This window comes from Pseudofrankia sp. DC12, assembly GCF_000966285.1.
Classification (GTDB): Bacteria; Actinomycetota; Actinomycetes; order Frankiales; family Frankiaceae; genus Pseudofrankia.
The window spans coordinates 6,653,669-6,665,506 of the sequence record NZ_KQ031391.1 but is presented as its reverse complement, the minus strand read 5'-3'; the positions used below and the strand labels follow the sequence as shown (position 1 = coordinate 6,665,506).

10 protein-coding genes are annotated in these 11,838 nt (G+C 70.4%); 2 read left to right on the top strand and 8 right to left on the bottom strand.

What is annotated here, in order from left to right:
• Positions 1-539: 539 nt before the first annotated feature.
• Complete coding sequence (pafA, locus tag FRADC12_RS26970; protein WP_045878717.1) at positions 540-1,898, bottom strand: Pup--protein ligase; 1,359 nt, start codon at positions 1,896-1,898, stop codon at positions 540-542.
• A gap of 116 nt (positions 1,899-2,014) precedes the next feature.
• Positions 2,015-3,334, bottom strand: a complete 1,320-nt coding sequence (locus FRADC12_RS26965) for a hypothetical protein (protein ID WP_045878716.1) — start codon at positions 3,332-3,334, stop codon at positions 2,015-2,017.
• Positions 3,335-3,593: 259 nt separating this feature from the next.
• Between FRADC12_RS26965 and FRADC12_RS26960 the strand changes: the two genes are divergently transcribed.
• Positions 3,594-4,328, top strand: coding sequence for a dienelactone hydrolase family protein (locus tag FRADC12_RS26960; protein ID WP_052711209.1), 735 nt, complete (start codon positions 3,594-3,596; stop codon positions 4,326-4,328).
• 168 nt (positions 4,329-4,496) lie between these two features.
• Here the strand turns inward: FRADC12_RS26960 and prcA are convergent, their stop codons facing one another.
• From prcA to arc, 6 genes are all read right to left on the bottom strand, one after another.
• A complete protein-coding gene (gene prcA, locus FRADC12_RS26955; RefSeq protein ID WP_045878714.1) occupies positions 4,497-5,237 on the bottom strand; it encodes a proteasome subunit alpha in 741 nt (246 codons plus the stop codon).
• Position 5,238: 1 nt separating this feature from the next.
• A complete protein-coding gene (gene prcB, locus FRADC12_RS26950; protein WP_198153058.1) occupies positions 5,239-6,063 on the bottom strand; it encodes a proteasome subunit beta in 825 nt (274 codons plus the stop codon).
• Positions 6,015-6,983, bottom strand: coding sequence for an endonuclease VII domain-containing protein (locus FRADC12_RS26945; RefSeq protein ID WP_045878712.1), 969 nt, complete (start codon positions 6,981-6,983; stop codon positions 6,015-6,017). The genes prcB and FRADC12_RS26945 overlap by 49 nt, the downstream gene beginning before the upstream one ends.
• A gap of 93 nt (positions 6,984-7,076) precedes the next feature.
• The gene (locus FRADC12_RS26940; RefSeq protein WP_045878711.1) at positions 7,077-7,292 is read right to left on the bottom strand and encodes a ubiquitin-like protein Pup; all 216 of its coding nucleotides are present in this window, start codon (positions 7,290-7,292) and stop codon (positions 7,077-7,079) included.
• A gap of 580 nt (positions 7,293-7,872) precedes the next feature.
• On the bottom strand, positions 7,873-9,390 hold the full coding sequence (dop, locus tag FRADC12_RS26935) for a depupylase/deamidase Dop (RefSeq protein ID WP_349305915.1): 1,518 nt from the start codon (positions 9,388-9,390) through the stop codon (positions 7,873-7,875).
• Between the two features lie 156 nt (positions 9,391-9,546).
• The gene (gene arc / locus FRADC12_RS26930; protein WP_045878709.1) at positions 9,547-11,352 is read right to left on the bottom strand and encodes a proteasome ATPase; all 1,806 of its coding nucleotides are present in this window, start codon (positions 11,350-11,352) and stop codon (positions 9,547-9,549) included.
• Positions 11,353-11,472: 120 nt separating this feature from the next.
• On the opposite strand from arc, the gene FRADC12_RS33960 reads away from it, so the two are divergent.
• Complete coding sequence (locus tag FRADC12_RS33960; protein WP_045878708.1) at positions 11,473-11,793, top strand: ferredoxin; 321 nt, start codon at positions 11,473-11,475, stop codon at positions 11,791-11,793.
• The last annotated feature ends 45 nt before the right edge of the window (positions 11,794-11,838 follow it).

Sequence of the window (11,838 nt, the reverse complement as noted above, 5' to 3'; positions counted from 1 at the left end):
GACTCCTGGGCACGGGCGTCCTTCACGGGGAGATCGGCGGGGGGAACGGCTGTGGTCCCTACCGGGTCGGCGAATGGATCCGGCAGGTCCGGGGCGCTGTGACGATCAGCACGCATCCTCGCAGAACGAGCCGCCACCGAGACCACCGGCGGCACCGCCCTCGGCCACCCTCGGACAACTCTTCCCCGCCTCCCCCACAAGCCCGCACCCGCCCACCCGGGCCCCCGCGCCAGCCGGCCGCCACCTGGTCGCCGTGGTGGCCCGCTGGCGGTCGTGATCCCATCCCGTTGATGACCATCGGAGGGCCGGAACAACGATCAGGCCGCCGCCAGCACACCGGAAGACGGCCACTCGGCGCCCGTCAGACGTGGGCGCGGAGCGCACCCGAGACCCGTACACCTGCCGCGGCTACAATCCCTACCCTCGACCGCGGTCAACCACCGTCATCCGCACCTGTCCGGATCCAGCGTTGGACGGGCGCTCCGCGCCCGTCCAACGCTGTCCGAGGAGGGCGCTCCACGCCCTTTCCCCGGACCTCGTCACATGGAAGCGATCAGCTTGTCGACGCGGTCGTCGACGGAGCGGAACGGGTCCTTGCACAGCACGGTGCGCTGCGCCTGGTCGTTGAGCTTCAGATGCACCCAGTCGACAGTGAAGTCGCGGCGCTTCTCCTGCGCCCGCTTGATGAACTCGCCGCGCAGCCGGGCCCGCGTCGTCTGCGGCGGCTTCGACTTCGCCTCGAAGATGTCCAGGTCACGGGTCACCCGCTCGACCAGGCCGGCCTTCTCCATCCGGTAGTAAAGGCCCCGGTCGCGGTGGATGTCGTGGTACTTCAGGTCCAGCTCGGCGATCCGCGGCGACGCGAGCGACTCGTTGTGCCGGGCCCGGAACCGCTCGATGAGGACGTACTTCGTCACCCAGTCGATCTCGCGGGCGACCAGCTCCAGGTCCTCGGTCTCGATCGCCAGCAGGGTCCGGCCCCACAGGTCGAGCACCCGCTTCGTGACCGCGTCACCGCCCCGGCGGTCGACGAACTCGACGGCCTTCGAGTAGTACTCCCGCTGGATGTCCAGCGCCGAGACCTCCCGGCCGTTCGCGAGGCGGATCTTGCGCTGGCAGGTCATGTCGTGGGAGACCTCGCGGATCGCCCGGATCGGGTTCTCCAGCGTCATGTCCCGCAGCACGACCCCGGCCTCGATCATCCGCAGCACCAGGTCCGTGGAGCCGAGCTTGAGCAGCATCGTCGTCTCGGACATGTTCGAGTCGCCCACGATGACGTGCAGCCGGCGGAACCGCTCGGCGTCCGCGTGCGGCTCGTCGCGGGTGTTGATGATCGGCCGGGACCTGGTCGTCGCGCTCGACACGGACTCCCAGATGTGCTCGGCCCGCTGCGAGATGCAGTACACCGCCCCGCGCGGGGTCTGCAGGACCTTTCCCGCGCCGCACAGGATCTGGCGGCTGACCAGGAACGGCACCAGCACGTCGGCCAGCCGGGAGAACTCGCCGTGCCGGCCGACGAGGTAGTTCTCGTGGCAGCCGTAGCTGTTCCCGGCCGAGTCGGTGTTGTTCTTGAACAGGTGGATGTCGCCGGCGATGCCCTCCTCGCGCAGCCGCCGCTCGGCCTCCACCAGCAGGCCTTCGAGGATGCGCTCGCCGGCCTTGTCGTGGGTGACCAGGTCGGGCACCGAGTCGCATTCCGGGGTGGCGTACTCGGGATGGCTGCCCACGTCGAGGTAGAGACGGGCCCCGTTCTTCAGGAACACGTTGGAGCTGCGGCCCCACGACACGACGCGGCGGAACAGGTACCGCGCCACCTCGTCCGGGCTCAGCCGCCGCTGGCCGCGGAACACGCAGGTGACGCCGTACTCGTTCTCGAGCCCGAAGATGCGGCGATCCACTCCTTGACCCTATGCGCGTCGGCGCTCTCACGCGGCCGGACGCACGCGCCGCCCCGGGTAATTCGCCGCCGGCAGCCCATCGGGGTCACCGACGGCCAGAAGCAGGGCCAATCCGGTTACACCCGGCGACCATCCGGCTGGAACCGGGCCGGAGCCTCCGTCCCTGTCGGCAGTCCAGGGGTGGAGCCGGGGGCTGGCGGGAACGCGGGCTCGACCGGGAGCGGGATACCCGGGAAGCCGGCCGAGGTGGTCGGCGCGTCGCTCGGGGCAACCTCCCGGCGGCCGGCCCGCGACCACGGGCGCCCCTGCCAGCCCCGGGTGTCACCGACCATGATCAGCGCCACGCCGAGCGCCGCCCACACGGTCAGCACCGCGGCCGCGTCCCCGCCGCCGGAGCCGCGGAAGTAGGCCGCCGCCCGCAGCAGCGTCACCCCGGCCCCCGGCGGGGCGAGCTGGCCGAGGGTGCCCCACGGCGGCGGCATCAGCTCGGGCGCCGACGACCACGCCGACAACGCCGCCGCCACCACGAAGAACACGAACCCGCCGGTCAGGCCGGCCGTTCCGGCCCGGGCCCCCAGACCCAGCACCGTGCCCGCGACCGCCACCCCCAGCAGGGTCAGCACCCCCATCGCCGCCCAGTAGGACCCGGGCAAGACGACCAGGACGTAGCGCAGCGCCGCCGCGCCGGCCGCGCCGGCGGTCAGCGCCAGCCCGGCGAGCCCCGCCAGCCGCGTGCCCCGGCGCACCGTGGTCCGGGACAGCAGCACGCCGCCCACCGCCACCACCAGGACCAGCGGCAGGTACCCCGCCGACAGCCCGCCCCCCACGTGGTCGGCGGTCGCGTTGGGCACCACGTCGACCACCGGGATGTCCGCCGTCGGCATCACCTGCGCGATGCCGCGCTGCATCGCCTCCGACACCGCCGGGCTCGCCGCCGACGCCACGTGCAGCGACAGCCCGCTCGGCCCGATCACGAACGCCGCGTAGGCCTCACGGGCCCGCAGCGCCCGGTCGGCCGCGTCACCGTCAGCGACCACCCGGACCCGCAAGGTGCCCGGTTCTGTCGTCGTCAGCTGCTCGGCCAGCGCCCGCGCCGGGCCGGCCGGTCCCGCCGCCAGCACCGGCAGGCCGTACGGCCGCAGGCTGGTCACGGTCCACCCGTACAGGCAGGTCAGCACCCCCACCAGCAGTGCCACCCCCACGACGACCACCAGCAGCCGGCGGGTCTCCCCCGACGGCCCGCGCCACCCGCCGGTGATCACGTCCGCGTTCTCCGCCTTTCCGCGGGCCGCCACCGGCGCGGACCGCGGACCGGTGATCCGGATCCGCGGGCCCGTGCCCCGGCCGACCGCACGATGGCGCGCCCCGCCGCTCCCTGACGCCGACGCGTCCCCGTCCTCGCCGCCGTCGGAGACACGCCGCTCGCTCGTCAGCACCGGTGCTCCCGCTCCGCGGTGCGCGACCGCCGCACCCAGGCGCCCGCCGCCACCACTATCCGTGACCGTCCGGGCCGATCCTGTGGCAGCCGGCCGGCGGCTGCACGCCTCGCTCGGCGTGTCGTCGACAACCCGCGGCGCAGTCCCGGCAGAGGCCCGGATAGCGAGCGAGCCGCGCGTAGGACGCCGACGCGGGCCTTCGCCGGGCAGCCCGGACGACCGGCGACACCGCGACGGCGGGACGGCGAGGATGGGGGGCATGTCCCGAGCCCCCACCCCAGCCGTCGACATCACCGCGGCGGACGGCACGCCGCTCATGGTCTGCCCACCCGCCGGCGAGCGCCACGGCGGCGTCATCGTGATCCAGGACGCCCGCGGGGTCACCCCGTACCTGCGCTCGGTATGCGAGCGGCTGGCCGCCGAGGGCTGGCTCGCCGTCGCGCCGCAGCTCTACCACCGGCAGGGCTTCGCCGAGACCTCGCGGGACGGCGGCTGGGCGAGCGCGGCGACCGACATGCTCAGCCTCGACGGCATCGAGATCGGTGCCGACGTCGACTCCGCGCGCGGCTACCTCGCGACCAGCGGCGTCGAGGCGGCCAACACCGCGATCATCGGCTTCTGCATGGGCGGCACGGTCGCGCTCGCCAGCGCCGCGCGCGCCTCACTCGCCGCGGCCGTGTCGTTCTACGGGGGCGCCGTCAGCACGCCGTACTGGACGGGCATCGCGCCCCTCGTCGAGCTGGCACCCGGGCTGCGGGGTCCGTGGCTCGGGCTCTACGGCGAGCGGGACGCGCTGATCACCCCAGCCGAGATCAGCGCCCTGCGCGCCGCGGCTGCCACCTCCGCCGGCCCGACCGAGCTGATCTCCTACCCCGACGCCGGCCACGCCTTCCACAGTGACGACCGGCCGGCCGTCTACCGCCCCAAGGCCGCCGCCGACGCCTGGTCTCGCGCCCTCACGTTCCTCCGCGAGCACGCCGCCGCCAAATCTTGATCAACTCGACCGATCCGGATCGTCAACACCGTAGACAACAGCCCTAGGCCGGGCCGGCCGTGGGTTGACGCCGCGTTCGGTCCTCCGGCGGTAGACCTGCGACCGCCGGAGGACCGAACGCGGCGATCACCGTGCCCACCGGGTGGGCACGGTGATCACCGGGGAACGCTACGAGCTCGCCGCCGTCTCGGACAGCAGGCCTTCCAGCTGCGCGCCGGTCACACGCTTGAACAACCGGCGCGGCCGGGTCCGGTCCAGAACCGCCACCTCCAGGTTCCCCGCCGACAGCACCCGCTCACCGTTCGCCGCCGCCGCACCCGGAGCGCCGGGCGGCGTACCCGCACCCAACGCCCGCACCGCCACCCGCAACGCCTGAGCCAGCGGCTCCCCCGCCGTGTGGTGCTCCCGCAGCGACGTGTTCACCTGCTCGGACTGGCCGCCGATCGCGACGAAACCCCGCTCGTCCGCGATCGAGCCGTCGTAGGTCAGCCGGTAGATCTGGTCCGACTCCGGGGTCTGCCCGACCTCGGCGACCACGATCTCCACCTCGTACGGCTTGATCGAATCGGTGAAGATCGCTCCGAGGGTCTGCGCGTAGGCGTTCGCCAGCGCCCGCCCCGTCACGTCCCGCCGGGCGTAGGTGTAGCCCTTCATGTCCGTCAGCCGGATGCCCGCCGTGCGCAGGTTCTCGAACTCGTTGTACTTCCCGACCGCGGCGAACGCGATCCGGTCGTACACCTCGCTGATCTTGTGCAGCGTCGCGGACGGGTTCTCGGCCACGAACAGGATGCCGTCCGTATAGGTCACGATCACGACGCTGCGGCCCCGCGCGATGCCCTTGCGGGCGTACTCCGATTTGTCCCGGACCCACTGCTCCGGACTTGCGTAGCCGCCGAACGGCATGGTCACGTCAGCCTCCTGGGTTCGTCAGACGGTCGGCGACAAGGGCGTCCACCACGGCCCCCACCTCGTCGTCCGAATACCGCCGGAACCCGTCGGCGGTGACGGCCGCGACGACCGGGAAGATCCGGCGAGCCATGTCCGGGCCACCGGTCGCCGAGTCGTCATCGGCCGCATCGTAGAGCGCGTCCAGGCTGATCCGGACGGCGCGTTCCTCGGACTGGTCCGCCCGCCAGGTCTTCTTCAACGCGCTGTTGGCGAAAAGCGAGCCCGAGCCGATCGCGTGGAAGCCGTGCTCCTCCGACCGGGCCGCCGCGATGTCGTACGAGAAGATCCGCCCTACGCCCCGGTCGGTGTCGTAGCCGGCGAACAACGGGACGACCGCCAGGCCCTGCAGCGCCATCGGCAGGTTGCCCTTGACCATGAAGCCGAGCCGGTTCGCCTTCGCGTCCAGCGAGAGGGTGTCACCCTCGATCTTCTCGTAGTGCTCCAGCTCGACCTGGAACAGCTTGATCAGGTCGGCACCGACGCCCGCGGTGCCGGCATAGCCCACCGCCGAGTACTCGTCGGCGTGGTGGACCTTCTCCACGTCCCTGGTCGCGATCAGGTTGCCCTGCGTCGCCCGGCGGTCACCGGCCATGATCACGCCGCCGGGGAAGGTCACCGCCACGATCGTGGTCCCGTGCGCCACCTCGATCGCTGGGCCGGGCAGCTGCTCGCGGTTACCCGGCAGCAGCTCCGGCGCCGCGGCCGACAGGAACTCGGTGAACGACGACGTTCCCGGCCTCATGAACACAGACGGTAGACGTCCGGCCACGCTAGATGGATCTGGCACGCATCCCCCTTCAGGTCCCTCAACGTCAGGTAGGTCATTGCGCTGTACAGCCGGCCCAGGTCGTCCCCGAAGTTCCCGAGCCCGGTGTTGCAGCCGAAGCACAAGATGCCACGAACCTCGCCAGTCCAGTGGTCATGGTCGACGTGTTCGGCCGGATCGGTCCGGCAGATCACACACCGCCCGCGCTGCGCCGCCACCATCGCGGCAAGCTCCTGCTCGGTCAGGCCGTACTTGTTCTCGACGTGACGCAGGGCGGCAGGGCTTCGGCTCGTGACCGACTGCCCCAGATCGCCATCCGGCGGCGCGGTCATCCGGATCGCCATCACCTCGGGCGCCCGGAGCCAGCCGACCAGGTAACACATCGCGTCATGGATGCGGCCCACGTCGTCCTTCAGGTTGCCAAGGCCGACGTTGCAGGTGAAGCAGAGGACCCCGCGGACCTCACCGGTCGCGTGGTCATGGTCCACGTGTGCAGCGGGCTTCTCTTTGCAGATCGCGCAGCGACCGCCCTGCTCTTCGAGCATGGCGTCGACCTGCTCGGCAGTCAGCCCGTAGCGCGTCAGGAATCGGAGGTTCCGCACTGTGCCGTACAACCGCTCGGCACTCGCGACTGTCCTGATGCTGTTGCACGGCCTGCAGTACGTGTGAAGACCGTCCGAAGCCCGGCTCTTCGCGGCGAACTCTGCCACCGGCTTGCGCTCGCCGCAGTCAGGACACGTCCGATGCCCGTCGGACTCCAACGGACGGGTCCGCCGGTTGTCTCGCAGGTCACCTCCCCTCCGTCTCCGGTAGCGCTCGCGGCCGCGGCGGCGGTAGCACTCGATGCAGTAGTTGTGGCGCCCGTCCACCATCTGCGGGTGCGGGTGGAACTGGTCCAGCGGCTTCGCGACGCCGCAGTCCCGGCAGGTCTTCTCGGTCATGGGGACTGTCTACACCGACACCCCTGGCACTCGCGACGACCAGCCTTACCTCGCCGTTTGACGAAACGCCTTCACCTCTAGCACGATAAAAGGTTACTCTCCGCCCTTTTGTATATAGCCCTTGACGAACTCCTCGGCGTTTTCCTCGAGAACGTCGTCGATCTCGTCGAGAAGTGAGTCGACGTCCTCGGAGAGCTTCTCGTGGCGCTCCTTGAGGTCGGAGCTGCTGCTCTCCTCGACCTCGGCCTCGTCGGTCTCGTTGTCGCGGCGGCTGCCGTGGGTCTGGCCACCGCTGTCCCTGCTTGGCATGTGCCCTCCTGTCGTCGCGGGCGGCGTCGCTGGACCCCGCCCGGCCAGGCAACCGCCACGCCGGGTGCGGGCCGAGAAGCCGTGGAACACGGCCCCTCTGGCCTGCGCCTCAGGACGCTGCCTTTGATCACACTATCCCGGCCCACCGACGGCTTCCGGCAGTTCGGGAGAGCATTACTCCACCACGACTCCATCACGAACGCCCGGCCACGTCGCCCCGTCCGCCCTCAGCGGAACGCGGATCACCAGGCCTATGCCCCCACGTCCGGCACACAGCCGCTTGGGTCTCGGGCTGAGCGCCTCCGGCCGGCTGAGCCGGTTTCGGACCTTCTTCGTCCTAGGTCGCACTCTGGTCGGCGGCGCGGTCCACCGTCCGGGCGGACACCTGGATCCGCAGCACGCGAGCACTCCTCGCATCGCGACCGGCCGCCGCACCCAAACCTTCCAACGCAACCAGAAGCCCGGCCACAAACGCGACCGACCCCCGGAAATCCACGCCCACCCGATACAGCGCAGGGAGGGCGCTCAGCGCCCGAGGCTGGTGGCCAGAGGCGCGGAGCGCCGTCTCTGGCCACCAGCCCTATTTGCCAGACAGGGCGTCGACGAGCTCGGCGGCGGTGCGGCACCGGTCGAGCAGGGTGCCGACGTGGCTCTTGGTGCCGCGCAGTGGTTCGAGGGTCGGGACGCGCTGCAGGGAGTCGCGGCCGATGTCGAAGATGACCGAGTCCCAGCTCGCGGCGGCGACCTGCTGCGGGTACTGGGCGAGGCAGCGGCCGCGGAAGTAGGCCCGGGTGTCCTCGGGTGGCTCGGTCATCGCCCGGGTGACGTCGTCCTCGGTGACGAGCCGCTCCATCCGGCCGCGGGCGACGAGCCGGTTGTAGAGCCCCTTGTCGGGACGGACGTCGTGGTACTGCAGGTCGACGAGCTGCAGCCGCGGGTCATTCCAGGGCAGGTTGTCCCGGGTGCGGTAGCCCTCGGCGATGGAGAGCTTGGCGACCCAGTCGAGCTCGCGGGCGAGGCTCATCGGGTCCTGCTCGAGCCGGGTGAGGACGGACTCCCAGCGGGCGAGGATATCGGTGGTCTGGGCGTCGGCGTCGGCGCCGAACCTGTCCTCGACGTACTTGCGGGCCTGCTCCAGGTACTCCATCTGCAGCTGGACGGCCGTCATCTTGCGCCCGTCACGCAGGGTGACCTGGTGGCGAAGCGTCGGGTCGTGCGAGACGGCGCGCAGTGAGGCCACGGGCATGTCGACCGACAGGTCGACGGTGAACCAGCTGTCCTCGATCATCGACAGGACCAGCGCGGTGGTGCCGACCTTCAGGTAGGTGGCGATCTCGCTCATGTTGGCGTCGCCGATGATGACGTGCAGCCGGCGGTACTTCTCGGGGTCGGCGTGCGGCTCGTCGCGGGTGTTGATGATCGGCCGCTTGAGCGTGGTCTCCAGGCCGACCTCGACCTCGAAGAAGTCGGCGCGCTGGGAGATCTGGTAGCCGGCGGTGCGCCCGTCGACGCCGACGCCGACGCGGCCGGCACCGCAGTAGACCTGGCGGGTCACGAAGAACGGGGTGAGGTGGCGGACGATCTCCCCGAAGGGGGTCGAGCGGGCCATCAGGTAGTTCTCGTGGCAGCCGTACGAGACGCCCTTGTTGTCGGTGTTGTTCTTGTACAGGTTCACCGGATGGGTGCCGGGGACCTGCAGGGCGCGCCGCGCGGCCTCGGCCATGACCCGCTCGCCGGACTTGTCCCACAGCACGACGTCGCGCGGGTTGGTGACCTCGGGGGCCGAGTACTCGGGGTGCGCGTGGTCGACGTAGAACCGGGCGCCGTTGGTCAGGATGACGTTCGCGAGGCCCAGGTCGTCCTCGTTCGCGGGGGCGCCGGGGTCGACGATGGGTTCCCGGGGCGTCTCGAAGCCACGGGCGTCGCGCAGCGGCGACTCCTCCTCGAAGTCCCATCTGGCCCGGCTGCCGCCGCTGGCCGTGCGGTTGGCGTAGGAGTTCACCACCAGCGACGAGGCCAGCATCTGGTTGGTGTTGGGCTGGCCAGGCACCGAGACCCCGTACTCGGTCTCGACTCCCATGATCCGGCGAACGCTCACTCCCTCAGCGTAGGCGGTCGGCGCCCTGTTGGTCGGCCGGACGGGTGCTCATTTTCTGGTTCGCTCCGTCCGGCGCCGCGTCCGGACGGAGCGAACCAGAAATACAGCGAAGCCGGCCTCCTCGGAGGGAGACCGGCTTCGTGGTGTGCTGACCGGTTACAGGTACTGGCCGGTGTTCGCAATGGTGTCGATGGAGCGGCCGGCCTCGGTGCCCTTGGTGCCGGTGACGAGCGTGCGGATGTAGACGATCCGTTCGCCCTTCTTGCCGGAGATGCGGGCCCAGTCGTCCGGGTTGGTCGTGTTCGGGAGGTCCTCGTTCTCCTTGAACTCGTCCATGCAGGCCTGCATGAGATGTTGCATCCGGATGCCCTTGGCGCCGCCCTCGATGAACTCCTTGACGGCCATCTTCTTGGCCCGCGCCACGATGTTCTCGATCATGGCGCCGGAGTTGAAGTCCTTGAAGTACAGGACTTCCTTGTCACCGTTGGCGTAGGTGACCTCGAGGAAGCGGTTGTCCTCGCTCTCCGAGTACATCCGCTCGACGGTCCGCTGGATCATCGCCTGGACGGTGGCCTCGCGGTTCCCGCCGTTCTCGGTGAGGTCGTCCGGGTGCAGCGGGAGCTCGGCGAGGACGTACTTGGCAAAGATGTCCTTCGCCGCCTCGGCATCGGGCCGCTCGACCTTGATCTTCACGTCGAGCCTGCCGGGTCGCAGGATCGCCGGGTCGATCATGTCCTCGCGGTTCGAGGCGCCGATGACGATGACGTTCTCCAGGAGCTCCACGCCGTCGATCTCCGCGAGCAGCTGCGGGACGATCGTGTTCTCGACGTCGGAGGACACGCCCGAGCCGCGGGTGCGGAAGATCGAGTCCATCTCGTCGAAGAACACGATGACTGGCATGCCCTCGGACGCCTTCTCGCGCGCCCGCTGGAAGACCAGCCGGATCTGCCGCTCGGTCTCGCCGACGTACTTGTTGAGCAGCTCGGGGCCCTTGATGTTGAGGAAGAACGCCCGGCCGGTGCCGCCGCCCTGCAACGCCTCGACCTTCTTGGCGAGCGAGTTGGCGACTGCCTTGGCGATGAGCGTCTTGCCGCAGCCGGGCGGGCCGTAGAGCAGCACGCCCTTCGGGGGCTTGAGCTGGTGCTCGACGAAGAGGTCCTTGTGCAGGAACGGCAGCTCGACGGCGTCTCTGATCATTTCGATCTGGCCCTTGAGACCGCCGATCTGCTCGTACCCGATGTCGGGCACCTCTTCGAGGACGAGCTCCTCGACCTCGGACTTGGGGATCCGCTCGAACGCGTAGCCGGACCGCGGCTCGATGAGCAGCGAGTCGCCTGCGCGCACCGGACCGTCGAGCAGCGGCTGGGCCAGCATGACCACGCGCTCCTCGTCGGTGTGCCCGATGACGAGGGCCCGGTCGCCGCTCTCGAGAACCTCCTTGAGCAGCACGATCTCGCCGTGCCGCTCGTAGGCGCGTATCTCGACGACGTTGAGGGCCTCGTTGAGCATGACCTCCTGGCCTGGCCGCAGCCCGTCGACCTCGACGTTCGGCGACACGGTCACCCGGAGCTTCCGGCCCTGGGTGAACACGTCGACCGTGCCGTCGTCGTACGGGTGCAGGAAGATCCCGTACCCGCTCGGCGGCTGGGCCAGCCGGTCGACCTCCTCCTTGAGCGTGACGATCTGGTCACGCGCCTCGCGGAGGGTGGCTACCAGCTTCTCGTTGTGCGCCGAGGCGCTCGCCAGGTCGGACTGGAGCTCAGCCAGCCGCTCCTCGAGCACCCGAGCCTGTCGGGGCGACTCGGACAGCCGCCGTCGCAACATGGCCACTTCCTCCTCGAGGAAGGCGACCTGCGTCGTGAGTTCGTGGACTTCTTTCTGGTACGCCGACGTTCGCGCCGTTTCGGCGTCACCAGGACCCGTGCTCCCATCGGAGCCAGAGCCCGAACGGGGACCGGACACCGCGCCTCCACCTCCCCCGTGCTGACCGGGACGCACCCAACACTACCGTTGTGACCGCTGCTTTCAGGCAAGGTCCGCAAGGACGGCCGGGCTTGGCCGTAAACAGCGGGTTACGGTGCCATGGTGACAGACGATCGGAGCGGCGTGGCAACTCCTGCGAACTCCAGTGTTTCGAGTGGACTTCGGGTCCGGGTCGACCAGGCGGCCTGCACCGGCGACGGTCTGTGTGTGACGCGGGCGCCATCTGTGTTCGAGCACGACATCGACGGCCTGGCCTACGTGAAGACGGACTCCGGCGAGCTGCTGACGCAGCCGGGCGCCCGGGTCGTCGTGCCGCTGCCGCTGCTCGACGCGGTGATCGACGCCGCCGACGAGTGCCCGGGCGACTGCATCTACGTGGAGCGCCCGGATGGCACCCTGGAGGCCGGCCCCGGGTCGTGACCCGCCAGCCGACCGGCCCCAGCCCGGCGCCGTCCGTCCCGGGCC